This is a genomic window from Streptomyces sp. PCS3-D2 (assembly GCF_000612545.2).
GTDB lineage: Bacteria > Actinomycetota > Actinomycetes > Streptomycetales > Streptomycetaceae > Streptomyces.
Genome location: NZ_CP097800.1, coordinates 3,995,352 through 4,018,249, shown reverse-complemented (window position 1 = coordinate 4,018,249; position 22,898 = coordinate 3,995,352). Strand labels below are relative to the sequence as shown.

Genomic DNA, 22,898 nt, shown 5'->3' with positions numbered 1-22,898 from the left:
AAGGTCGGTGGGCCAAGTGCCGGAATGCCTGCGCCGCACCCTAGTTGGGGCGCGCCCGGCCGTCAGGCAGACGAGGTGACGATCACCCGATGGAATGGCTTTGGGTAAAGGTGGGTGCGTTCGAACGAGGCCGGATGCAGTCGCACGCGAACACGCCCGCGGGCCCGGGCGCGTGAGATGCGCACCGGGCCCGCGGGTCTGCGGAGCCGCTGGTCAGCCGAGCCCGGCCGCCTTGGCGGCGATGTCGGTACGGTGCTGCGAGCCGTCCAGGCGGATGCGCGCGACCGCCTTATACGCCTTCTCGCGCGCCTGCGCCAGATCGAAACCGGTCGCCGTCACCGAGAGCACGCGACCCCCCGCGCTGACGACGGCGTCGCCCTCGCTGCGGGTTCCGGCGTGCAGCACGTAAGCGTCGGGCGCGTCCTCGGCCGCCACCTCGGCCAGGCCCTCGATCGGGTCCCCGGTGCGGGGGGTGCCGGGGTAGTTGTGGGAGGCGATGACGACCGTGACGGCGGCGTCCTCGCGCCACACGAGCGGCGGCTCGTCGGCCAGCGTGCCGCTGGCGGCGTTCAGGAGCACGCTTGCGAGCGGGGTGCGCAGCCGGGCCAGCACCACCTGGGTCTCGGGGTCGCCGAAACGGGCGTTGAACTCGATGACCCGGGTGCCGCGGCCGGTGATCGCGAGGCCGGCGTAGAGCAGTCCCGAGAAGGGGGTGCCGCGGCGACGCAGTTCGTCGACGGTCGGCTGGAGCACGAGCTCCATGACCTCGTCGACCAGCTTCGGGTCGGCCCAGGGCAGCGGCGAGTAGGCACCCATGCCGCCGGTGTTGGGGCCCTGGTCGCCGTCCAGGGCGCGCTTGAAGTCCTGGGCGGGCTGGAGCGGGACGACGGTAACGCCGTCGGTGATGGCGAAGAGGGAGACCTCGGGGCCGTCGAGGTACTCCTCGATGACCACCCGGTCGCAGGCGAGGGCGTGCGCGCGGGCCGCGTGCCGGTCCTCGGTGACCACCACGCCCTTGCCGGCCGCCAGACCGTCGTCCTTGACCACGTAGGGGGCGCCGAAGGCGTCGAGGGCCGCGTCCACCTCCTCCGGGGTGGTGCAGACGTAGCTGCGTGCGGTCGGGACCCCGGCCGCCGCCATCACGTCCTTGGCGAAGGCCTTGGAGCCTTCGAGCTGCGCCGCCTCGGCGGACGGGCCGAAGACGGGGATGCCGACGGCGCGCACGGCGTCGGCGACCCCGGCGACCAACGGGGCCTCCGGGCCGACGACGACCAGGTCGGCGCCGAGTTCGGTCGCGAGAGCGGCGACGGCTTCGCCGTCGAGGGCGTCGACCGGGCGGAGCTCGGCCACCTCGGCGATGCCGGCGTTGCCGGGAGCGCAGTACAGCGCGGAGACGTCGGGGTCGAGGGACAGAGAGCGGCACAGGGCGTGTTCGCGGGCGCCGCCGCCGATGACGAGGACCTTCACGCCGCTCAGCCTAGCCCGGACGGCGTCGACGCCTTCGTGCGGCCACCCAACCGAGACGTCCTATTCGTTTGTGTATTCCTCCACAACCGTGGCTCCGAGCTCCCGCACGATCAGGTCGTGTCCGGTCAGCGCGCTCTCGACGAGGTCGGGGTCGTCATCCTCGGCGAAGTCGTCCTCGGGAGCGACCGGCGCGGGCGGCTGCGCGGCCGGGGACGGCGACGGGGCGGCGGACTGCTGAGGCTGCTGCGGCTGGTGAGGCTGCTGGGACGGCTGCTGCGGCTGCGCGGCCGGGGCCTGAGGAGCGGGGACCTGCTGCGGCGGGGGCGGGGGCGGGCTGTACGCCGGGGCGGGCGCGGGCGGCCCGCCGTACGACTGGCCGGGGGCGGACACCGGGGCCGGGCCGCCGCCGCCCACGACGGCGTCGATCTTCCAGTTGACCTGGAACTGCTCGGCCAGGACCGCCTTGAGCACGTCCTCGCTGCCGCTGCTGGCGAAGTTGTCGCGGGCTCCGGCATTGGGGAATCCCAGCTGGAGTGTGGTCCCGTCGAAGCCGGTGACCTGGGCGTTCTGGCTGAGCAGGATCCACGTGAAGCGACGGCGGTTCTTTACGGCGTCCAGGACGGCGGGCCACATCGCCTGGACCTGTCCGGCACCGGCGGCCATGCCGGGGGAGGGGACGGGCGCGGCGGGCGCCGCGGCGGCGGGTGCGGGCGCCGGGGCGGCCGGAACGTGACCAGGTGCGGGCGCGCCCTGGCCGGCCGCGGCCGCGCTCGGCCAGGCGCCGGGGGCGGGAGCCGCGGCGGCGGGCCGGGCGGCCGGGGCTCCGCTCCCGGGCTGCGCGGCTCCGGGCCACGCCCCGGGGGCGGGCTGCGCGGGAGCGGCGGACGGGGTGGGCGGCGCGGCCTCCTGGTGCACCGGGGCGGGAGCCGGAACGGGGGCGGGCGCCTGGGCCGGAGCCGGGGCAGGGGCCTGAGCCGGAGCCGCGGCCGGGGTCCGGGCGGCGGCCCGGGCGGCCGCGGGACCCCCGCCCGGACCGGCCGGGGCCATGGCATGCGCCTCGGGCCCGGGTACGTAGCCCATGGCGGGCGGCCCGGCGGCGAAGGCGGCGGCCCCGCCGCGCTCCAGGCGGTCCAGGCGGGCCTGGAAGGACCGCTCGTCGTCGAAGGCGGCGGGAAGCAGCACCCGGGCGCAGATCAGCTCCAACTGCAGCCGCGGCGAGGTCGCGCCCCGCATCTCGGTGAGGCCCGCGTTGACCAGGTCCGCGGCGCGCGAGAGCTCGGCGGCACCGAACACGGACGCCTGGGCCTGCATCCGCTCCACGACATCGGCGGGGGCGTCGATCAGCCCCTTCTCCCCGGCGTCGGGCACGGCGGCGAGGATGACCAGGTCACGCAACCGCTCCAGCAGGTCGGCGACGAAGCGGCGCGGGTCGTTCCCGCCCTCGACGACCCGGTCGACGACCTCGAACGCGGCCGCGCCGTCCCCGGACGCGAAGGCGTCGACGACGGAGTCGAGGAGCGAGCCCTCGGTGTAACCGAGAAGCGAGGTGGCCATGGCGTATGTCACACCCTCCTCGCCCGCGCCGGCGAGGAGCTGGTCCATGACGGACATCGAGTCACGCACGGACCCGGCGCCGGCGCGCACGACGAGCGGCAGCACGCCGTCCTCGACCCGAGCGCCCTCACGGCCGCAGACCTCACCCAGGTACTCCCGGAGGGTGCCGGGCGGCACGAGACGGAACGGGTAGTGGTGGGTCCTGGACCGGATGGTCCCGATCACCTTCTCCGGCTCGGTGGTGGCGAAGATGAACTTGAGGTGCTCCGGCGGCTCCTCGACCACCTTCAGCAGGGCGTTGAAGCCCGCCGAGGTCACCATGTGGGCCTCGTCGATGATGTAGATCTTGTAGCGACTGGACGCGGGCCCGAAGAAGGCCTTCTCACGCAGGTCGCGGGCGTCGTCCACACCACCGTGCGAGGCGGCGTCGATCTCGATGACGTCGATGGACCCCGGGCCGTTCCTGGCGAGGTCGCGGCAGGACTGGCACTCCCCGCAGGGGGTAGGGGTGGGGCCCTGCTCACAGTTCAGGCACCGGGCGAGGATGCGCGCGCTGGTGGTCTTTCCACACCCGCGCGGCCCGCTGAACAGGTACGCGTGATTGACCCGGTTGTTCCGCAGGGCCTGCATCAGGGGCGCGGTGACATGCTCCTGACCGATGACCTCGGCGAACGATTCCGGGCGGTAGCGGCGGTACAGCGCAAGGGACGACACGTCTACGAGGTTATCCGGGCCCACCGACAGCGGCGGCCCGCCGGCGCCGCGCAGGCCTCCGGAACGCAAAGCGCCCCCCACGCACCCGCCAGAGCCCACTTACCCTTGCTGCCTTCCGGCCCTGGGGGAGTTGGGTGAGATAGCGCCACGTGAGGGGCTGGGCCCCACCCTAGCGGATCCACGCCCCCGGTATCGACCCCGCCCGCGCCCCCACCCCCCGAGCCGACCCCGCCGGATCCCCTCCGAACGATCACGTTCGCGAGCACCCCTCCACGTCTTGTATTGTTTGCGGCGGAGGATTCGCCTAGAGGCCTAGGGCGCACGCTTGGAAAGCGTGTTGGGGGCAACCCCTCACGAGTTCGAATCTCGTATCCTCCGCACTCGCCCACCAGGGCAAACGAAGGACCCGACCGCTCAGCGGCCGGGTCCTTCGTCGTTCCGCGGTCTCAGTTCTGGTCTCATTTATTTGACGTAAAGCGGATAGTTCGCCACATTCCAGGCTGGATGATCTACCCCTCGTACTCCCAAGGGTTCAGCAGGAGTGCGCCTGATCGCGCCAGATGCTTGATGTTGCGGCTCACCAGCGTCCAGCCGTTCGCCAGGGCGGTGGCGGCGATCAGCGCATCAGGGGGATCGATGCTGGTTCCGGCACTCTTGAGCCTCCGGTGAAGAGCGAGGTAGGCGAGTGCCTCCCGCTCGCCGACGGCGGCGATCCGGTCGCGGTACTGAATCTCGGATGTCTGTGAGCGCCCGCTCGAAAGCCGTACCCCGCACCGGATCAGGTGTTCCCTCAATGCCTGCTTCGATCTCCGCGACCGTGATGACGCTCAGGTAGAGGGCAGGAGACGGAACCGAGCGAGCCCAGGCGACGACGGCCGGGGCGGGCTTCGGCCGGGTGGTGATCTCCGCGACCACATTGATGTCGAGCAGAAAGATCACTCGCCGTCCGCCGCATCGTCGTAGGACCGCCGGCCGAACTCCAGACCCTCGAAGGGTGCCGCCGTAAGCCGCTCAAGGAATCCGTCGCTACCCAGCGTCGCCCAGCGGTGAAGCATGTCGGGCAAGGCATCGATGTCCGTGTCGGCCAGCTCGGCATCGAAGTGCCCGAGCTGGTGCTCGGGCAGAGACTCCCGGATCTCCCGGATCGTCCGTAGCGGATGGGACTGAGGATGGGACTCCTCGGGTCTGCGCGGCGGGAGTGGCAGATTCGGGGCAGTGCTCATGATCGGCTCCTCCACGCTGTGTTCCACGGGCCCATGCCTGAAGACCACCCTAGGCCGGACGGCCCTGGAGAGGGTCGGAAACGACCCGAATCCGAGCTTCGACGGGACTCATCCGCCGAGTCAGCGCCAGCGATGCGGCAGCCGCTGCCTGCCGGCGACAGCGATGCCCGTTTGGCTCAGCCGCCCGAGCCGGACGCTTCCACACGGGGCGGATATCCGATGGGCTGCCCCAGGCTCTGGATGCCTGGCGTGTCACCACCGACGATGCTGATGTGGCCGCCCGTGTCGCCCACCTCCTGGGTGGCGAACCTCAACCGAACGAAGGGACAGGAGGGGCTGGTCTTGCCTACGAAGTGCTGACGAGCCGCGAGAGCGTACGCGTTCTCATGAACGGGCCCGAGGCGGTGGCGGCACACATGGTCCTCCGGGGCCGTACGGGCATCATCCACGATTGCAACGGCGTGGAGCTCCTGTCACCGGAAGAGAAGAAGGGCCAGCCCTGCGGCTGCCCTCCACTGCTTGAGGACAGGAAGCTGGCAGCCCGGCACGGGCGCGGCCCGATGCCCTGCGTCGACATCACCTTCCGGATCGCAGCGGCACCCGGGCTCGGCGCATTCCACTTCATGACGCACTCGTGGCAGATGGCCGCGCAGCTCTCCGACCTGACGGACGCGCTGGAACGGGTCAACGGCCCGGCCGTCTGTGACCTCACCCTGGAGCTCGTCGTCTACACGACCAAGGCGGGGAGAGGCGTCTGCTACCGAAAGCCAGCGGTCACGGTGCTCGGCAGCCCCGACACTGTTGCGTTCGAACCCCCGCCGACGGCCGAACCCACGCCTGTTCCGGCAGCATCCGCATCCTTCCGCAAGGCCAGGCAGGTCCCTGAGCCCACCACCCCGTCGGCACCGGAGTCGAACCACTCGGTCAGCGTGAACGCCGCCCTGCTCCGCCGTTCCGCCCAGGTGCTCGGCACCGGCGACCACGAGGAAACCGTCATCGCCGCCCTGTCCGAGACCGTGGCAGGACGGCAACAGACCGCAGAACTCGTCCAGCTGCGAGAGCAGGTCAAACAGATCGCCGCAATCGCGGGGCACGCGCTCCAAGGCCGGGATTCCTCACCCACCTGACCGGCTTCGTCCGTCTCTCAGTGATCACCGGCAGCCGGGGCAGGCTGGTCTCAGTCCTGGTCTCATTCGCCTCCGTCCGAGAGTGTTCGGACGGGTCTGGACCGAACGTTCCGCCGCAGGTCAGGACGCCCACGGCCCCCGCCGGACCCCCGTGCGAACATTTGGAAAGCGTGTGGGGGGCAACCCCTCACGAGTTCGCATCTCGCATCCTCCGCAGTCGCCTGAACAGGCGAAACGAAGATCCGGACCGCCGAATGCGGTCCGGATCTTCGGCATGCTCTGGTTGCAGTTCTGGTTGCGTTTATATCCGACATAAGGTGCATGTCGATAGCCTCACACCGAGTCGAGAGCGCTTCACCTCATGCCCGGCCAACGAGCATCCGGATGCCCCTCCCGCACCGAGCAGATTCCGACACCACCCCCACCCTGACGGAGTGCGGCCCGTTCACCCCTCCGGAACCTCCACCCGAGCCTGCCGTGGACACCCGGCAGCCACGAGGAAGAGAACACGGCGCAGCGATGACCTATGAGAGGTATAGTTTTCTCCATACTTGATATCAAGGAGGTGTACCATGAGTCGCACGGTGATCGACCTCGATGACGAGCTGGTCGCGGACGTGGCCAAGGCTCTGGGGACCAGTACCAAGAAGGAGACGGTCAACACGGCCCTGCGCGAGGTACTGGAGAACAGGCGGCGCGCGCTGGCCTTGACCCGCCTGCGCGCCGCGGCCGACGAAGGCGCGTTCGACCTGACGCTGTTCGAGGAAAAGAGGAACTACCGACGGTGAACGCTGCTCTCTACCTGATGGACACCAGCGCCCTCGCCCGCTTCCTGCGGGGCGACGCGGAGCAGTACGGCTGGGACCAGGCAGCAGCAGCCGGCCTGATCGCCACATGCCCCATCACGGAGCTGGAGTTCTTCTACAGCGCCCGATCGGCCGCCGACAGAGCGCGGGGCATCGAGGACGTCCGGCTGATCTTCGGCTGGGTCCCGGTCGACGACCGGGCCTATGACCGGGCCTGGCAGGTACAGGAGGCCCTCACGAAACAGGGCAAGCACCGCAGCGCTGGTGCAGTCGATCTCGTCGTCGCCGCAACCGCCGAGTTGCAGGGCCTCACCCTCCTGCACCGTGACCACGACTTCGAGTGCATCGCCGCGGTCACCGGCCAACCCCTCCAGTGGTACGGCCCGGAGAGCCGCAAGTAGTCGGGCAGTGGTTGCGGTTCTGGTTGCATTCGCCTTCGTCCAGGGCCATCCGGACCGAGGCCATCACACCGCTTCGCCGCAGGTCAGGACGAGTACGACTCCAGCCGGACACCCGTACGCACAGTGGGAAAGCGTGTGGGGGGGGCAACCCCTCACGAGTTCGCATCTCGTATCCTCCGCAGTTGCCTGAACAGGCGAAACGAAGACCCCGGACCGCTCTAGCGGCCGGGGTCTTCTGCATGTCCTGATCTCAGTTTCGGCCTCATTCACTTGCCACATTCACGACATTTCTCGCGGCGCACCAGGCTCCTTGGGGAGCGGCGAGCGTCGGGGCCAACGGGTGCACGCCGCGATCGGCAACCACCCCACCGCCGCGGCCTCGTGACGGGCTCTTCTCCGATCCCGCTCGCTTCGGGCTTCTCGCCGCGGCGCCACTACGATCGCCGGTCATGGACTGGCTGGAGCGGACCGCGACGCTGAGGCAGTGGACCAGAGGCGGGGCGCGCGCTCCCCACAAACCGCTGCTCCTCCTCTACGCCCTCGGCAGGTTCCAGCAGGATGCCGACGGCGGACTGCTCTACAGCGCGGTGGAGGAGGACCTGAAGCGGCTGCTGGCCGAGTACGGCCCGCCCCACAGGACGACGCCCGCCTACCCCTTCCACCACCTGGCCGGCGACGGCGTGTGGGAGGTCCGCACCGACCGCGGGCCCGGCAGCCCCGGACCAGCGGTGCGGGAGCTGCGGGCGGCCGGGGCGGTCGGGCGGCTGGCGCCGGAACTGCGGGCGGCACTGCGGCGGGAGCCGTCACTGCTGGGCCGGATGGCGCGCGTACTGCTCGACCTGCACTTCCCGCCCTCCCTGCACGGCGAACTGTGCGAAGCGATCGGCCTGGAGCCGGAGCCGGCGGAGACCGGAGTGCTGTCTCCGGCGCGGCGGCAAAGGGACCGGCGGATGCGGGAGCTGGTGCTGACGGCCTACGAGTACCAGTGCGCCTTCTGCGGCTACGACGGGCGGATCGGGACGGTTCCGGTCGGGCTGGAGGCCGCGCACGTGCGCTGGTGGGCGTTCGACGGCCCCGACGAGGTCGACAACGGCCTGTGCCTGTGCGCGCTGCACCACAAGCTCTTCGACAAGGGCGTCCTCGGGGTCGGCGACGGCCACCGCATCCTCGTCTCGCAGCGCTTCATCGGACACAGCCCCGCCGCCCGCGCGCACGTCATAGCACTCGCGGGCCGTCCACTCATCGGCCCGCAGCCGGGCGTCCGCCCCGTGGCGGCGCACCACCGCTCCTGGCACACCAGCCAGGTCTTCCACGGCACCCCGCGCCCGGACGCAGACCCCCCACGAAGCGGTTCCCGCGCGGTACGCGCCGAACCGGGTCCGTCCGATGCCTGGCGCAACTCCCGGGAGATGACGAGGACACTGCCGGCGAACTCCCGGTCCGGGCCGCCCGCCTGAGTGGACGCAGGCACCTCCGACCAGCGGCGTGAGAGCTGGTGGACGGATAGCCCGCATGCCCGTCCCGTCCGACACCCGCTAAGGTTCGGGCCATCGGATGGGGGGATCCGACTGTTCGGTCACGCCATCGTGTGGCATGCGGTCCTTCCCGGTTCCGTGCCAACGATCCGGCGTGGTGCCCGTCCGTGGACCGGCCCGCACAGACCGAAGGAACAACGATGTCCCAGTCCCACACCAGTCGCAGGACCGTCCTCACCTCCCTCGTGGCGGCAGCCGCGGGCGGCCCGCTGCTGACCGGACTCACCGCGACTCCGGCCGCCGCCGCCGGAGGCGACACGTACAACTCGAACTCGGACCTGTACGCGAAGACGGTCGAGGGCGAGGACTTCGCCCGCCGCTTCAAGCGGCACGAGGTCTCCGACCACGACAGGGCCACCACGCCCCGCCCCCGTCTGACCACCGTGCTGGCCATCCACGGCGGCGGAATCGAGATGGGCACGTCCGAACTCTGCCTGGGCATAGCGGGCTACCGGCCCGACACGCTCGCCCCCGTGACGGCGGGCGCCCCGGTGTACGACTACTGGATGCTCGAAGGCATGCGCCCCTCCAACAACGGCGAGCTGCACGTCACCGCCTCGCACTGCGACGACCCGGTCGCCCGTTCCATGGCCGCCGGCAGCGCCAACGTCCTCAGCCTGCACGGCTGCACCGCAGCGCAAGCCGGCGCTCCCACCATCCGGCCCGAGGCGGTCGTGGTCGGCGGGCTCAACACCCGCTTCCGCCAACTGCTGTCCGCGAAGCTGGGCAACGCCGGCTTCCAGGTGCTCGGCAACGACCCGGAGGACCTCAACGGCGACCTCCCGGCGAACATCTGCAACCGCACCCTGACGGGCGAGGGCGGCGGCCAGCTGGAGATGACCACGGAGCTCCGCCGGAGCCTCTTCGGCACCTTCTCCGGTGCGAGCAACCGTGCGGCCACCGCCAACGCGGACTTCTGGAAGTTCGCCAACGCCTGCCGTGACGCCATCGCGGCCATGGAGGCGGAGCAGTTGGCCCGCAAGAGCCTCTTCGACCACTGAGCCTCTTCGCCCACGGAGCCGGCCGGCCCGCGGGCAGGTCGGCAGCCCACACCCTGCGCTCCGCCGCCGAACCGCTGCCGGCCGGGGGCCCTCAACTGCTCTGCCGCGCCGGAAATTACCATCAGTGCGTTTGTTCTGATCCACGCGGGTTCACACGGGGGAATGACATGGGTATCGGTATCGGTATCGGACGGCGAAGGGCCGCCGGCATCGCGGCAGGCGCGGCGGTGCTCGTCGCGGGTGCCTGCCTCTACGGTGCCAGTGCAACCGGCAGTTGGCCCTTCCGGGCGAGCTACTGCTGGGGAGCATGGCAGGAGGACAGCGGTCCGGACTTCCTCGGCGAGAAGGCGCTGGGGAAGTCCGAATCCGAGCGGCGGGCAGAGGAGTCGGCTCCGCCCTCGGCCACCGCACCGAACGCCACCTGCACGGTCACCATCTCCTCGTCCGTCGCCGACGACGACTCGGACGACCCGCTGAACTTCGACGAGCGCGTCACCCTGGCATACGGGCCCCTCCCTGCCGCGGCCGAGGAACGCCGGGCGTGGCTGGCCCACTTCTTCGACGGTTCCGCCTCGCCGCTGCCGGACGGTCTGAGCGGGCTGGTCGCCGGCGACCGGGCCATGCTCGTGCTTCCCGAAGCCTGCGACGTGTCCGGCAGGCCGTCCGTGGTCACGCTGCGCAGCGAGGGCTGGGGCGACGGCCATCTCGGCAAGAAGGCCATGCCCTTCGCCATCGGCAGCCGCATGGATGTGGCACGGATGCTGCTGGACGCGGCCGACACCACCATGGCGAAGGCGGGGTGCAAGCCCGACAAACCGCTGCGCTCGACGTCGCCCATGGCGGTCACCGCCGAGGAGGAGGACGGGGCCTCGACTCCTCTGTGCCGGATTCCCGGGGTGACCTTCGAATTCGGGAAGGAGTCCACCTACCGCCAGCGGATCGGTGTGGTCGCCGCACACCTCCACACGTGCTCGGTGGTGTCGCGCGTGCGCGGCGTACCCGAAGAGCCGGCCGCCCAGTTCGTGATGGCGTCCGAGCCGCGGATGGCGACCCTCTTCGACGGGCTTCCGGAGGGCGCCGGCCACGGCCTCGTACGGGCCACCTGTGACGGACGGCCGACGGTGTTCTACGGGAACATCGGCCCCGCGCTGGCCGGCCGGGCCGTCCCCGGCGGCGAGCAGGTGTTCGCGAACTTCGTCAAGTCCGTCAGCGGGCGCATCGGATGCACGGCAGGAGAGAACGCGTGAGCGCGAACGTGAACGGACTCGGATCGGACGAGAACACCGCGGCCGGCGACGAGGGAACGGCGACGCCGACAGCGGCGCCGTCGGCGGTGGCGGCCTTCGTCGGAGGCCCGGACCGGATCCCCGCCCCGGAGCCCGCCCCGCCCTCGGCGGTGCGCCGGCTGCTGCGGAGCCGTACGGTACGCGCGACGGCGGCCGGCGTCCTCGCCGGTGCCCTGCTCGGTGCCGGCACGGTGGCCTGGCAGACCGGTACCCTCCCGCTGCTCGGCCCCGCGCCGTGCTGGGACTCGCTGAGCGACTCGACGATGTCCGCGCTCTTCGGTGACCGCCGGACCGAGGTCGAGGAGCAGAAACTGCAACCCGACTCGCGCGGCCGCGGCCTGGTCCACGGCCAGTGCCGCATCACCAGTTACAAGGGCGATCAGGTCAAAAGGCAGCTGACCGTACGGGTGCACAAGCTGGACGGACTGACCGGAAGCGACGCTCGGCAGTGGCCCGAGGAGTTCCTCGCGGCCGGCATGGTGTCCCTGGGCGAGGGCCTGCCCGGAATGACTTCCTCCTCCCGCGCCTGGCTGGCGATCCCCCAGTCGTGCACCGGCAGGCCGTCCGCGTTCGAGGGGCCGGTCGTGGTCGATGTCGGCATGGGCTCGGCCGGCCTGGAGATCTCGCCCGAAGACGAGCGGGAGGACCGCGCCGCGCTGGCCCACGCCGTGGTGGACGCGGCCAACGGAGTCATCCGCGATTTCGGCTGCTCCGGGGCCTACCGGTCGCCCGACCTGCCGAAGGAGGTCGTCACCTGGCAGGACACCGGGCCGGACGCCTTCTGCGGCATCAAGGGACTCACCCTCCCGGCGGAGTACCGCGAGAGCCTGGCACGCACCCGGATCAGCGGAGCGGGCACCCCCGCCCGGATCTGCGAATCGGCCCCCGACTACCCCAGGGCCGTGCTGCGGCTGACCACCGTCACGGACCCGGCGCTGGCGGACGTCTTCTCCCAGGACGTCCTCAAGGGAGGGACGTCCTTCAAGGGCTCCAACGGGCACGGATCGCTCAACGTGACCCGGGCCGTGTACCGGGCCCGCTGCCAGAGCGGATACGTGATCTTCATGATGGAGCAGAAGGACACGATGGGTAAGGCCGGCTTCGCCCCCCTGCGCGCCCTGATGCCCGCCTACGTCGAGGCGGAGTCCGAACGCATCGGCTGCGGCCCCGAGAAGGTGACGCTGCCACAGCCCTGACGGGTGTGCGGGGGCAGCCGATCGGCAGGGCTGCCCCCGTGTTCCGTCCGGCGGGGCCGGTGCCCGGGATCAGCCGAAGGTCGGCATCTCCCCGACCGTCGTCGACATGTCGATCACCGCGAAGGCGGCGCCCTGCGGGTCGGAGACCGCCGCGAACCGGCCGAAGGGGCTGTCCATCGGCCCGAAGTGCAGCTTCCCGCCGTGCTTCTGCGTCTTCGACACCGCCTCGTCGCAGTCCGGGACCCCGAAGTAGACCTGGATGTACGGCGGCACCTCCGGGGGGAAGTCGTCGCCCATCTTCATCCGGCCCAGCACCGGCCGTCCCGGGTCGCCGACGTTGAAGACCTTGAAGTCCATGTCGGCCGTCTCCGGGTCGTCGCCGGGGTCCATCTGCTGGGCGCTGTACGGGAAGACCTTCGTCAGGAAGGCGTCCGGCTTGTCCGGCTCCCTGGTGAAGACCTCCGCCCAGGCGTAGGAACCCGCCTCGCCCGCCTTCTCGAAGCCCCGGTGGTCGCCGGGCTGCCAGACGCCGAAGACGGCGCCGCTCGGCTCCTTCGCGATCAGCATCGTGCCGAAGGGGCCGACCTGCATCGGCCCCATCAGGACCTCGCCGCCGTTCTCCGTCACCTTCCCGGCCGTGGCCGCCGCGTCGGGGGAGGCGAAATACAGGCACCACTGCGAGGGGGCGTCCACCCCGGGCATCGGCGGTACGACGGCCGCGACGGCCTTGCCGTCCGAGTAGGCCTGCGTGTAGTTGCCGTACTCGCTGCTGGACTCGCCGAAGGTCCAGCCGAGCACGTCGCCGTAGAAGGTCTTGGCACCCTCCACGTCCCTGAACATCGCGTCCACCCAGCACGGCGCGCCTTCGGGGAACTCAAGCATGATCGATCGACTCCTCGACTCGTTCCTTGCTGTCGTCGTACTCACGCTAGGCGCGTGGTGTGCCGACCGCGCGGGGAGCGCGCCCGCGCGGGACGCTGGAGCCATGGACAAGGACATCACCATCCGGCTGGCACAGCAGCCCGACGCCGACGCGCTGCTCGGCCGGAGCCCGCTCGCCGCACTCGTCGGAATGCTGCTGGACCAGCAGGTGCCGATGGAGTGGGCGTTCTCCGGGCCCTGGACGATCGCCCAGCGGCTCGGCTCCGACGACCTGGACGCGCACGCGATCGCCGCCTACGACCCGGAGGCCTTCGCCGCCCTGCTCTCGGAGAAGCCCGCCGTGCACCGGTACCCGGGGTCGATGGCCACGCGGATCCAGCAGCTGTGCGCGTACCTGGTGGAGCACTACGGCGGAGACGCCGAGGCCGTCTGGGCCGACGCGGCGACGGGGCAGGAGCTGCTGGGGAGGCTCAAGGCGCTGCCGGGCTTCGGGGAGCAGAAGGCGCAGATCTTCCTCGCCTTGCTGGGCAAGCGGTTCGGGGTGCGGCCGACGGGATGGCGGGAGGCGGCGGGTGGCTACGGCCGGGCGAACGTCTACCGTTCGGCAGCCGACATCACCGGGCCCGAGTCCCTGGCCAAGGTGCGGGCGCACAAGCAGGAGATGAAGGCCGCCGCCAAGGCCGCGAAGACCGCGAAGACCGCCAAGGCCACCGAGGCCGCCAAGACCGAGGGCGGCTCCTGACCCGTCCCGGCCGCCGTGACCGCTCCGGCCCCGGTCAGGGTCGGCCGGGCCCGGGGCGGGGGACCGGCCCGGATTGACCGGCCGCACGGGGTCCCGATTGGCCCCTGCTGCCGGTCGGTCGGGTCCGTAGCGTGGAGGCATGACACAGATCGCGACCCGCGCCGCCACCGCCGAGGCCGTCCAGGACGCCCCCGGCAGCCTCATCACGCTGCTGACCGACACCGCCGAGCTCACCTGCAACACCGCCGCCTTCGAGGAGGGCGCGGCGGGCGCCCCGGTGCACTTCCACACCAGGGCCACCGAGTTCTTCCACGTCACCGCGGGGCGCCTCGACGTCCTCGTCGGCGACGAGGTCCAGACCCTGGGCGCCGGCGACTTCATCGCGATTCCGCCGGGGGTGAAGCACGCCTTCGCCCCCGCCCCCGGCCACACGGCGAGCGTCTTCGTCGGCTTCACCCCCGGCATGGGCCGCTTCGACTACTACCGGCTCCTCGGCCGGGTCCACGCGGGCGAGGCCACCGTGCAGGACATCAAGGACAGCTCGGCGGCCTACGACAACCACTATGCCGAGAGCCCCGCCTGGAGCGGCCGCCGCCGCAGCGCGGAGCCGTAGACCACGTCCGCGTCGAGGCGGCGCAGTTCCTCCGCGATCAGTTCGGCGCCGCTGCGGATCTTCAGGGCCACCCTGCGGTCGGGGCTCCCCGGCAGGATCAGGGTGGCGAGCGCACCAGCGGGCCGGTCCACCCGGATGTCCCCGCCCGTGGTGTGCAGCACCACCCCGGTGATGACGGGGCCGTCCGTGGCGATCCGGTCCACCGGCACGCCGAGCCGGTCCTCCAACCAGCGCGCCAGCAGCTCGGCGCTCGCGTTGTCGGGTTCGCTCTCCACCGCCGCCCCGGTCACCGGCAGCGGAGTCTGGTCCAGGGCCGCGGCCAGCAGCGCCCGCCACGGCGTGAGCCGGGTCCAGGCCAGGTCGGTGTCGCCCGGCTGGTAGCCGGCGGCCCGCTCGTCGAGCACGCCCACCGGGTCGAAGGCGGCGGCCGCGTCCGTGATCCGGCGCTGCGCGAGCGCGCCCAACGGGTCGCGCGCCAGGTCGGCGGGGGCATCGGCCGGCCACCAGGCCACCACCGGCGCGTCCGGCACCAGCAGCGGCAGCACGACCGATCCGGCCTGCTCGGTCAGCGCCCCGTGCAGGCGCAGCACCACGAGCTCCCCGGCCCCGGCGTCCGACCCGACCCGGAGTTCGGCGTCCACCCGACTCGCGCGGAGCTTGTGCGGGCCGCGCGAGACCCGCTTGATGACCGCGATGATGCGGCACGGGTGCTCGTGCGAGGCCTCGGAGGCCGCACGTACGGCGTCGTAGGCGTTCTCCTCGTCGGTGACGACGACGAGCGTCAGCACCAGCCCCATGGTGGGGCTGCCTATCGCCCGTCGTGCTGCGAGCAGGGCCCGATTGACCTTGCTGGACGTGGTGTCGGTGAGTTCGGTCCGCATGCCCCGAGTCTGTCACCGCGTCATCGACGCCTGCGCGCCGTACCGAAGACGGAGCGCGAGATCTCCCGACCCAGCTGGGTTCCGATCGACCGGGCGAGCGACCGGAACAGCCCGCTGCCCAGGACCTGCTCGGCCGGGGAGCGGGCCGCCTTCGGAGCACCCCGGCCGGCCGCCCTCGCGGCCTCCTTCCGCGCCGCCTCGGACTCCTTCTCGGCCGCGGCGGCCGCGGCGGCCGCCTCCGCCCGGGCCTCCGCGGCGGCCTGTTCGGCGCTGATCCTCTCGTACGCCGACTCGCGGTCGACCGGCTGGGCGTAGCGCGACCAGAGCGGCGAGGCCTTCGCGGCCTGCTCCAGGTCGGCCGCCGCGATCGGTGCCATCAGGGACTGCGGGGCGCGCAGCCGGGTCGCCGCGACCGGGGTGGGGGCGCCGTTCTCGCCGAGCACGGTGACCACGGCCTCGCCGGTGCCCAGCCCGGTGAGCAGCTTCTCCAGGTCGTAGGCGGAGTACGGGAAGGTCTTCGCGGCCGCCTTCAGCGCCTTGGCGTCGTCGGGGGTGAAGGCGCGCAGGGCGTGCTGCACGCGGTTGCCGAGCTGGGCGAGCACGTCGGCCGGCACGTCCTTGGGGGTCTGCGTCACGAAGAAGACGCCGACGCCCTTGGAGCGGATCAGCCGGACGGTCTGGGTGACCGACTCCAGGAATGCCTTCGAGGCCCCGCCGAAGAGCAGATGGGCCTCGTCGAAGAAGAAGACGAGCTTGGGCTTGTCCAGGTCGCCGACCTCCGGCAGGTCGGTGTACAGGTCGGCGAGCAGCCACATCAGGAAGGTGGAGAAGAGCTGCGGCCGGTCCTGGACCGCGGGGAGTTCCAGGACGGAGACCACCCCGCGGCCGTCGGCGGCCGTGCGCAGGAACTCGCCCGTGTCGAACGCGGGCTCGCCGAAGAACTCCGCGGCCCCCTGCGCCTCGAAGGCGGTCAGCGCCCGCAGGATCACCCCGGCAGTCGCCGTGGACAGTCCGCCGATGCCCTTGAGCTCCGCCTTTCCCCGGTCGGACACGAGGAAGGCGACGACCGCGCGCAGGTCCTTGAGGTCGATCAGCTCCAAGCCCTTGGTGTCGGCGTAGTGGAAGATCAGGCCGAGGGATTGCTCCTGGGTCTGGTTGAGCCGGAGCACCTTCGCCAACAGCACCGGGCCGAAGGCGGTGACGGTCGACCTGACCGGGATGCCGGGGCCGATCCCACCCAGCGAGTAGAACTCGCCCGGGTAGCCGGTGGGCTCCCAGCTCTGGGCCACGTCCCGGGCCCGCTCGTCGATCCGCTCGCCGCGCGTACCGGGTGCGGTGATCCCCGAGACGTCGCCCTTGACGTCGGCGAGGAAGACGGGGACCCCGTGCGCCGACAGCTGCTCGGCGACGAGCTGGAGCGTCTTGGTCTTGCCGGTGCCGGTGGCGCCGGCGACCAGCCCGTGCCGGTTGAGCATCGACAGGCAAATGCGGATCCGGTGATCGGGCAGGCACGCGCCGTCCCAGAGGAGGGCGCCCAGATCGAGCGCGGGTCCGGTGAAGGCGTACCCGGCGGCGATCTGTCCGGCCGGGCCCGTCGGGTCCGCGACGGTGGTGGCGTCGGTGCTCTCACCCATGGATCACTCCCGAAATAGCACTCTTCGTCACTTTTGCACCACCCTTGCGAGGCTGCGCCCGCAGGCACGGGCCCGGTAGGCTTTCCGTGTGATCTTCAAGCGCATCGGAAGCGGGCGGCCGTACCCCGACCACGGCAGGGAAACCACCCGGCAGTGGGCGGACGTCGCGCCGCGCCCGGTCCGGCTCGACCAGCTCGTGACGACCAAGGGCCAGCTGGACCTCGAAACGCTGCTCGCCGAGGACTCCACCTTCTACGGCGACCTGTTCGCCCATGTCGTGAAGTGGCAGGGCGACCTCTATCTGGAGGACGGGCTGCACCGCGCCGTGCGCGCGGCTCTGCAGCAGCGTCAGGTGCTGCACGCCCGCGTCCTGGAGATGGACTGACGCTTCGCGCGGATTGCGCCTTTCGGGTCGCCATTGACCTATCAGCAGATCATTTAGTAGGCATCACCACCAGGTCGCACTACGCTGCGCCCATGAGCATGCTCACTCCCCCCGGCATGGGCGGAAAGTACCGCGTCACGGGGACCGCCTACCCCCGCATGAGCCGTAAGCGGAGCCGACGCCGGATCGTCCTCGCCGTGCTCGGCTCGGCCCTCGCGCTTGCCCTGGTCGGCTACGGGGCACTGCAGCTCATCGGCGTGTTCCGCGGCGACGGGCCCAAGCGGAACACGGCTGCCGGTGCCAAGGACTGCCCGACGAAATCGCCCGAGGCAGCGGCCAAGGGCGGCGCCCCGGCGGCCGCCGCCACGGCGTCCGCACCCGCAGGTCCGGCGGTGGTACTCCCCCAGCCCGGCACGATCACGGTCAACGTCTTCAACGCGACCCAGCGGGCGGGTCTGGCCAAGGCCGTCGGTGACGAACTGGCCAAACGCGGCTTCCTCGTCGGCACCGTCGGCAACGCCCCGGCCGACTTCGACAAGAAGGTCCCCGGGACCGGGATACTGCTGGGCTCCCCGACGACCGACAAGGCCGTCTTCGCCGTGCTCGGCACCCAGCTCCCCGGCACCACCCAGCAGACCGACACCCGTGAGACCGCGGACGTCGACCTGATCCTGGGCGACGCCTTCCAACAGCTCAGCACGAAGGAGGACGCGGACAAGGCGCTGGCCCTCCTGGCCAACCCCGCGCCCGCGCCCGCCAAGAACTGCTGAGCCGCCGGGCACACGGTCCGGCGACCCCGATGGGGCGGCCGGACCGCCCGGGCGGCTACTCCGCCGAGCCGTACATCCGGTCACCGGCGTCGCCCAGGCCCGGCACGATGTAGCCGTGCTCGTTGAGCCGCTCGTCCACCGCGGCCGTCACGACCGTCACCGGCGTGCCCGCCAGGTCGCGCTCCATGACCTCGACGCCCTCGGGCGCGGCCAGCAGCACCACGGCCGTGACGTCGTCGGCGCCACGCTTGATCAGTTCCTGGATCGCCGCGACGAGCGTGCCGCCGGTGGCGAGCATCGGGTCCACGACGTAGACCTGGCGACCGGAGAGGTCCTCCGGCATGCGGGTCGCGTACGTGGAGGCCTCCAGCGTCTCCTCGTTGCGGACCATGCCCATGAAGCCCACCTCGGCGGTCGGCAGCAGCCGCACCATGCCGTCCAGCATGCCCAGGCCCGCCCGCAGGATCGGGACGATCAGCGGCCGGGGGGCCGAGAGCTTCACGCCCGTGGTCGGGGCGACCGGCGTCTCGATGTCGGCCTGCTCGGTGCGCACGTCACGGGTGGCCTCGTAGGCGAGCAGGGTCACCAGCTCATCGGCCAGCCGCCGGAAGGTGGCGGAATCGGTGCGCTTGTCGCGCAGGGTGGTGAGTTTGTGCGCCACCAAGGGGTGATCGACGACCTGCAAACGCACAACATCCTCCAAAACTCAGCCTGCGACCAGCAAAAACGGCCGCACGACGCGACCTGCACCCAAAAGGCTACGCGCTGACGCGGCCCCTTCGCGTCGGAAGCGGCGGCCACGCCCGCAGCGGCCTGCGGATGCGACCCGCCCGGACGCCCAGCACGCTGGACGGGTGAGCAACGCACCGGTGATCGCAGCCGTCGACGGGTCCGAGCACAGCCTCAAGGCCCTTCAGTGGGCGCGGGGCGCCGCCCTGCGGCACGCTACCGGGCTTCTCGTCGCCCACGTACTGCCCGATCACGCCCAGTTGTACGCGGGCCGCCGGGCGTCCCTGCACGACGCCTCCGAACCGCAGGAGTACCCCGACCCGGTGCACGACTGGGTCAGGAGCGTGCTCGGCGAGGGCGCCGCGCTGCCGGACGGGGTCCGGTACGAGTCCCTGGAGGGCTCCGTCCCCGAGGCGCTGCGGGTGATCGGTGCGGGCGCCCTGATGCTCGTGATGGGCTCGCGGGGCCGTGGCGGGTTCGCCAGCCTGCTGCTCGGGTCGAGCAGCAGGGCGGTGGCCTCGACCGCCCCGTGCCCCGTGGTGGTGGTCCCGCACGCCGAGCGCGATGCCGGGGCCGCCTCCGAGGCGTCCGCCGGACGCGTGGTGCTCGGGCTGCACGCCGCCGAGACCCCCGACGACGTACTGTCCTTCGCCTTCGCGGAGGCGGCCGTGCGGGGGACCACCGTCCAGGTGGTCTCCGCCTACGCCGTCCCGCCCGCGCCGGCCCTGGTGATCGACCGGCCCTTCGAGGTGGTCCCGCCGGAGGGACTCGCCGACGGTGGGGACGGCGTACCGGCCGAACGGGAGATGCTCCGCTCGCAGGCGCAGCGGTTGGAGCCGCTGCGCGCGCGCTTCCCGGACGTCCCCGTCGAGCAGGCCGCCGTCCCCGGGGACCCGGCGGGCCGGCTCGTCGACGCCTCCCGGTCGGCGGCCCTGGTGGTGGTCGGCCGCCACCACCCCAGGCGCACCGCCATGTCCCTGCAGATCGGCTCGGTGGCCCATGCCGTACTCCACCACGCGCACGGCCCGGTCGCGATCGTCCCGACGCTCAGGGACGAGGCCTGACCTGCACAGGGGTGGCATCAAACCCCCGGTCCGGGGGAAGGTGGGTGCAGGGGGAAACGACCGACCAGCCCAGGGTGGTGGCCGATGCCCGACACGCAGCCGAGCGACGACACTCCGGAGACCGCGGCGCAGCGCCGAGCGCGCCGCGCGCAGTTCCTGCGCGACCTGATGGAGGCCCGCGCGCTGCGCGATCGCGTACAGCCCCGCCGCGCCCGTGCGGCCCGTATGCGCCAGCAGATGCGCATGCGCACTTTCCGCTGGTGATCCCGGCCGGATCACCCGGCTGGGCCGGGCCCGACACGGGCGACCCGCCCGGCGACCGGCGCCGCCTGCGCCACCCCGGCACGCCCCGGCACAGGGGCCCCGCACACGGCCCGGCGGGGCGCGGCGCGGAACGGCGCGGCACGACGCAAGCGCGGAAGACCTCTCGCAACGCCGCCGTTTCTGCCACGATGCCGATTGGGCGGGGCAGGGCGGCGAGCAGCACGGCCGTTCCGCTCCAACCTCCGGCCGGGGGGACCTCCAACCGGCACACCTAAGACCAGTGGGAGAGTCACGGTGTATTTCGCCGCACTGCTCGCGCGCACCGAAGACGGGTGGGAAGCGAGCGACATGGAACTCGACGACGTCGAGTCCCTCAGTGATCTGATCGATCTCGCCCGTTCCGCCGCTGTCGACGACGACACGGTGGTCGCCCTCATCGAGGAGGAGGACGCCTGGTTCGGCGTCGTCCGCGTGGACGGCGAGGAGGACCCGCGGTACTTCGTGTCGAACGCCGCCGCGGCCGCCCGCAGCTCCTACGGCTCGATGCTGACCAAAGAGCTGCTGGGCAGCGACGAGGAGGACGACGAACTCGACGAACTGGACCTGGACGGCACCGAGGACGGCGAGGAGGAATCCATCGCCGGGTTCACGGACGAGGACACCGGCGAGGACGGGGAGCGTGGGGCCGGTTCCGAGCCGGCACCGGCCGGTCCGCTCGGCGACCCCCGGCTGCTGGACGACCTCGGGGTGACCAACAAGCAGCTGATGACACTGGACGGGGACGCCCTCTCCGAGATCGCCGAGTCCCTCGGCGCCACCGAGGTCCTGGAGGCCGTCCGCTAGTGCTCGGCACCGACACCACCGATCCCGTCGATCCCGTACGGGACCCGTGGCGGACCTCCATGCGCCTGGCGCTCCAGGAGGCCGCCCGGGCGGTGCCGGCCGGCGACGTGCCGGTCGGCGCCGTCGTGCTGGGCCCGGGCGGGGAGATCCTCGCCACCGGACACAACGAGCGCGAGGCGAGCGGCGACCCCACGGCGCACGCCGAGGTCCTGGCGCTGCGCCGGGCCGCCGCCCGGCTCGGGGAATGGCGGCTTCCCGGGTGCACCCTCGTGGTCACCCTGGAGCCGTGCGTGATGTGCGCGGGCGCGCTCGTTCAGGCACGCGTCGCCCGGGTCGTCTACGGCGCGGACGACGAGAAGGCCGGAGCCGCCGGCTCGCTGTGGGACCTCGTCCGCGACCGCAGGCTCAACCACCGGCCGGAGGTGGTGCGCGGCGTGCTGGGCGACGAGTGCGCACGGCAGCTGACGGACTTCTTCCGCGACCTGTGAAGCCTCGCCCCACCGGCCCCGGACGGCCTCCTGACGGCCTCCGAAACGCCCCCGGGACACCGCCGGGCCCACCGATTTCGGCGGATGGGGTTCCTTAGGCTAGGATCCATCTCGGTAGTGTGTCCGAGTGGCCGAAGGAGCTCGCCTCGAAAGCGAGTATGGGGCAACCCATCGGGGGTTCAAATCCCTCCACTACCGCTTCGACCGAGAGCCCCGCCCCGCAAGGGTCGGGGCTCTCGGCGTACTTCCAGGCCGTCGGTGTATTTCCGGGCCGCTCGGGGGGCGCACCCACCGGGCCGACCGGAATACGTACGGGGAGGGACACAGGCGGGGGCGCCCCCGATCGGCCCTCCGGAGGACAGCGGCGTGACCGCCCGCCCCCTCGGCCGTTGTCACGGCATGACCAAGACCCAGCGCATCCTCGCCGCCTTCGCCCTCGCGGGGGCCGCCGCGGGCCTCGCCGCACCCGCCGCGTCCGCGGACACGGCCCCGATCTCCCCCCTCTCCCTTCCGGACGTGCCGATCCCCTCGCCCGGGATGCCCGCGGGGGCCCAGCCCGCCTCCGTGCAGGAGGTGGTCGGAAAGGTCGGCGACGGCGCGAACGGGCTCAACGCGCTGGCGGACCTGCCCAACCAGCTGGCACCGGTGATCGCCCCGGTGCAGCCCCTCACCGACCTGGCCGGCGCCATCCAGTAGCCCGCGGCCGCGCGGGCGGACACGAAGAAGGCCCCGACCGGGGTCGGGGCCTTCGACGCGTTCGGACGGGGGAAGTGGCGTCATGGGGACAAGCCGCTTCCCCCGACGAGGACGGGCCCGCCGGCCCGGGCCGCAGTCAGGGGGGGAAGCCCGCGGCCCGGACCCCGCAGTGGGGCCCTGTCCCTCACCCTCCGGTTTCCTGCCAGAACCGGTGGGCTGACCTCAATCCTGCGGCCGCCACGACCGCCGACCGACCGGCGAAAGACCCGGAAAACCGGGTCATTGGTCCTTAAAGGACAGGTGAGTGCCCAAACCTGACCGGTTAGACTCACCCGACTCGCAAGGACCGGTTGGGGAGGCCGCCCGCACGTGGACACCAGGAAGCTCATCACGGGTGCCCTCACCGTGTTCGCCCTCTTCGTGATCATCACCCAACCGAAGCGAGCCGCCGAGATCGTCGGAATAGGCTTCCAGGGGATATCGGATGCCGCCTCGGGCATCGGCGAGTTCATAACCGAACTGGTGCGCTGACCCGTACGCCGAAGCGGTTCCCGGACTTCCGGCCCCCCCACTCGACGGGTGGGGGGCTTTCACGTA

At 71.8% G+C, this 22,898-nt stretch carries 25 protein-coding genes, 2 tRNA genes and 1 other RNA gene; 19 read left to right on the top strand and 9 right to left on the bottom strand.

Features of this window, described 5'->3' with window-relative positions:
- Positions 1–213: 213 nt before the first annotated feature.
- The 3 genes from purD to ffs all read right to left on the bottom strand — a co-directional run bounded on the left by purD (position 214) and on the right by ffs (position 3,897).
- A complete protein-coding gene (gene purD, locus AW27_RS17635; RefSeq protein WP_037920119.1) occupies positions 214–1,467 on the bottom strand; it encodes a phosphoribosylamine--glycine ligase in 1,254 nt (417 codons plus the stop codon).
- A gap of 60 nt (positions 1,468–1,527) precedes the next feature.
- Positions 1,528–3,735, bottom strand: a complete 2,208-nt coding sequence (locus AW27_RS17630) for a DNA polymerase III subunit gamma and tau (protein WP_304949878.1) — start codon at positions 3,733–3,735, stop codon at positions 1,528–1,530.
- A gap of 63 nt (positions 3,736–3,798) precedes the next feature.
- An RNA gene (gene ffs / locus AW27_RS17625) (signal recognition particle sRNA small type) lies at positions 3,799–3,897 on the bottom strand.
- A 131-nt stretch (positions 3,898–4,028) separates the two neighbouring features.
- Here ffs and AW27_RS17620 point away from each other — a divergent pair.
- Positions 4,029–4,113 (top strand) — tRNA-Ser (locus AW27_RS17620).
- A gap of 131 nt (positions 4,114–4,244) precedes the next feature.
- Here the strand turns inward: AW27_RS17620 and AW27_RS17615 are convergent.
- Together AW27_RS17615 and AW27_RS17610 are read right to left on the bottom strand one after the other, a co-directional pair.
- A complete protein-coding gene (locus tag AW27_RS17615) occupies positions 4,245–4,529 on the bottom strand; it encodes a PIN domain-containing protein (RefSeq protein ID WP_236647589.1) in 285 nt (94 codons plus the stop codon).
- Between the two features lie 141 nt (positions 4,530–4,670).
- Entirely contained in the window at positions 4,671–4,958 is a 288-nt protein-coding gene (locus AW27_RS17610) for a hypothetical protein (protein WP_037921296.1), read from the bottom strand.
- A gap of 89 nt (positions 4,959–5,047) precedes the next feature.
- Here AW27_RS17610 and AW27_RS17605 point away from each other — a divergent pair, with 89 nt between their 5' ends.
- The 7 genes from AW27_RS17605 to AW27_RS17575 all read left to right on the top strand — a co-directional run bounded on the left by AW27_RS17605 (position 5,048) and on the right by AW27_RS17575 (position 12,310).
- A complete protein-coding gene (locus tag AW27_RS17605) occupies positions 5,048–6,085 on the top strand; it encodes a recombination directionality factor (protein WP_370466688.1) in 1,038 nt (345 codons plus the stop codon).
- Between the two features lie 572 nt (positions 6,086–6,657).
- Positions 6,658–6,873 carry a type II toxin-antitoxin system VapB family antitoxin gene (locus tag AW27_RS17600; RefSeq protein ID WP_037920122.1) on the top strand — a complete coding sequence of 72 codons (216 nt, stop codon included), beginning with the start codon at positions 6,658–6,660 and terminating at the stop codon, positions 6,871–6,873.
- Positions 6,870–7,292, top strand: a complete 423-nt coding sequence (locus tag AW27_RS17595; RefSeq protein ID WP_037920123.1) for a PIN domain nuclease — start codon at positions 6,870–6,872, stop codon at positions 7,290–7,292. The genes AW27_RS17600 and AW27_RS17595 overlap by 4 nt, the downstream gene beginning before the upstream one ends.
- Before the next feature lie 449 nt (positions 7,293–7,741).
- The gene (locus AW27_RS17590; RefSeq protein ID WP_078556242.1) at positions 7,742–8,749 is read left to right on the top strand and encodes a phosphorothioated DNA-binding restriction endonuclease; all 1,008 of its coding nucleotides are present in this window, start codon (positions 7,742–7,744) and stop codon (positions 8,747–8,749) included.
- A 218-nt stretch (positions 8,750–8,967) separates the two neighbouring features.
- Positions 8,968–9,828 carry a poly-gamma-glutamate hydrolase family protein gene (locus AW27_RS17585; RefSeq protein ID WP_037920124.1) on the top strand — a complete coding sequence of 287 codons (861 nt, stop codon included), beginning with the start codon at positions 8,968–8,970 and terminating at the stop codon, positions 9,826–9,828.
- A gap of 167 nt (positions 9,829–9,995) precedes the next feature.
- Positions 9,996–11,075 (top strand): hypothetical protein, encoded by a 1,080-nt coding sequence (locus tag AW27_RS17580; RefSeq protein ID WP_078556244.1) that lies wholly within the window; start codon positions 9,996–9,998, stop codon positions 11,073–11,075.
- Positions 11,072–12,310: a hypothetical protein gene (locus AW27_RS17575; RefSeq protein ID WP_236647590.1), complete on the top strand. Its 1,239-nt coding sequence runs from the start codon at positions 11,072–11,074 to the stop codon at positions 12,308–12,310. The genes AW27_RS17580 and AW27_RS17575 overlap by 4 nt, the downstream gene beginning before the upstream one ends.
- Before the next feature lie 69 nt (positions 12,311–12,379).
- Here the strand turns inward: AW27_RS17575 and AW27_RS17570 are convergent, their stop codons facing one another.
- Positions 12,380–13,192, bottom strand: a complete 813-nt coding sequence (locus AW27_RS17570; protein WP_037920128.1) for a VOC family protein — start codon at positions 13,190–13,192, stop codon at positions 12,380–12,382.
- 103 nt (positions 13,193–13,295) lie between these two features.
- On the opposite strand from AW27_RS17570, the gene AW27_RS17565 reads away from it, so the two are divergent.
- Positions 13,296–13,934, top strand: coding sequence for an HhH-GPD-type base excision DNA repair protein (locus AW27_RS17565; protein WP_037920130.1), 639 nt, complete (start codon positions 13,296–13,298; stop codon positions 13,932–13,934).
- Between the two features lie 139 nt (positions 13,935–14,073).
- Complete coding sequence (locus AW27_RS17560; protein ID WP_037920132.1) at positions 14,074–14,547, top strand: cupin domain-containing protein; 474 nt, start codon at positions 14,074–14,076, stop codon at positions 14,545–14,547.
- On the opposite strand, the gene opcA is transcribed toward AW27_RS17560, so the two are convergent.
- Both opcA and AW27_RS17550 read right to left on the bottom strand, forming a co-directional pair.
- The gene (opcA, locus tag AW27_RS17555; protein WP_037920134.1) at positions 14,496–15,428 is read right to left on the bottom strand and encodes a glucose-6-phosphate dehydrogenase assembly protein OpcA; all 933 of its coding nucleotides are present in this window, start codon (positions 15,426–15,428) and stop codon (positions 14,496–14,498) included. The genes AW27_RS17560 and opcA overlap by 52 nt on opposite strands.
- Positions 15,429–15,448: 20 nt before the next feature.
- Positions 15,449–17,062: a helicase HerA-like domain-containing protein gene (locus tag AW27_RS17550; protein WP_037920136.1), complete on the bottom strand. Its 1,614-nt coding sequence runs from the start codon at positions 17,060–17,062 to the stop codon at positions 15,449–15,451.
- Positions 17,063–17,150: 88 nt separating this feature from the next.
- On the opposite strand from AW27_RS17550, the gene AW27_RS17545 reads away from it, so the two are divergent.
- Together AW27_RS17545 and AW27_RS17540 are read left to right on the top strand one after the other, a co-directional pair.
- Entirely contained in the window at positions 17,151–17,447 is a 297-nt protein-coding gene (locus tag AW27_RS17545) for a type II toxin-antitoxin system VapB family antitoxin (RefSeq protein WP_008740979.1), read from the top strand.
- A gap of 92 nt (positions 17,448–17,539) precedes the next feature.
- The gene (locus tag AW27_RS17540; protein WP_078556246.1) at positions 17,540–18,217 is read left to right on the top strand and encodes a LytR C-terminal domain-containing protein; all 678 of its coding nucleotides are present in this window, start codon (positions 17,540–17,542) and stop codon (positions 18,215–18,217) included.
- Between the two features lie 55 nt (positions 18,218–18,272).
- Here AW27_RS17540 and upp read toward each other — a convergent pair whose 3' ends face one another.
- Positions 18,273–18,908 carry a uracil phosphoribosyltransferase gene (gene upp, locus AW27_RS17535; protein ID WP_030647077.1) on the bottom strand — a complete coding sequence of 212 codons (636 nt, stop codon included), beginning with the start codon at positions 18,906–18,908 and terminating at the stop codon, positions 18,273–18,275.
- Between the two features lie 163 nt (positions 18,909–19,071).
- Here upp and AW27_RS17530 point away from each other — a divergent pair, with 163 nt between their 5' ends.
- From AW27_RS17530 to AW27_RS17500, 7 genes are all read left to right on the top strand, one after another.
- The gene (locus tag AW27_RS17530; protein WP_037920140.1) at positions 19,072–20,010 is read left to right on the top strand and encodes a universal stress protein; all 939 of its coding nucleotides are present in this window, start codon (positions 19,072–19,074) and stop codon (positions 20,008–20,010) included.
- A gap of 84 nt (positions 20,011–20,094) precedes the next feature.
- Positions 20,095–20,274 (top strand): hypothetical protein, encoded by a 180-nt coding sequence (locus tag AW27_RS17525; protein ID WP_030647083.1) that lies wholly within the window; start codon positions 20,095–20,097, stop codon positions 20,272–20,274.
- A gap of 294 nt (positions 20,275–20,568) precedes the next feature.
- On the top strand, positions 20,569–21,117 hold the full coding sequence (locus tag AW27_RS17520; RefSeq protein ID WP_037920141.1) for a tRNA adenosine deaminase-associated protein: 549 nt from the start codon (positions 20,569–20,571) through the stop codon (positions 21,115–21,117).
- A 59-nt stretch (positions 21,118–21,176) separates the two neighbouring features.
- The gene (gene tadA, locus AW27_RS17515; RefSeq protein WP_052030466.1) at positions 21,177–21,605 is read left to right on the top strand and encodes a tRNA adenosine(34) deaminase TadA; all 429 of its coding nucleotides are present in this window, start codon (positions 21,177–21,179) and stop codon (positions 21,603–21,605) included.
- A gap of 113 nt (positions 21,606–21,718) precedes the next feature.
- Positions 21,719–21,803, top strand: a tRNA-Ser gene (locus AW27_RS17510).
- A gap of 168 nt (positions 21,804–21,971) precedes the next feature.
- Entirely contained in the window at positions 21,972–22,301 is a 330-nt protein-coding gene (locus AW27_RS17505; protein WP_037920143.1) for a hypothetical protein, read from the top strand.
- Positions 22,302–22,670: 369 nt separating this feature from the next.
- Entirely contained in the window at positions 22,671–22,832 is a 162-nt protein-coding gene (locus tag AW27_RS17500; RefSeq protein ID WP_172671302.1) for a hypothetical protein, read from the top strand.
- Positions 22,833–22,898: the final 66 nt, after the last annotated feature.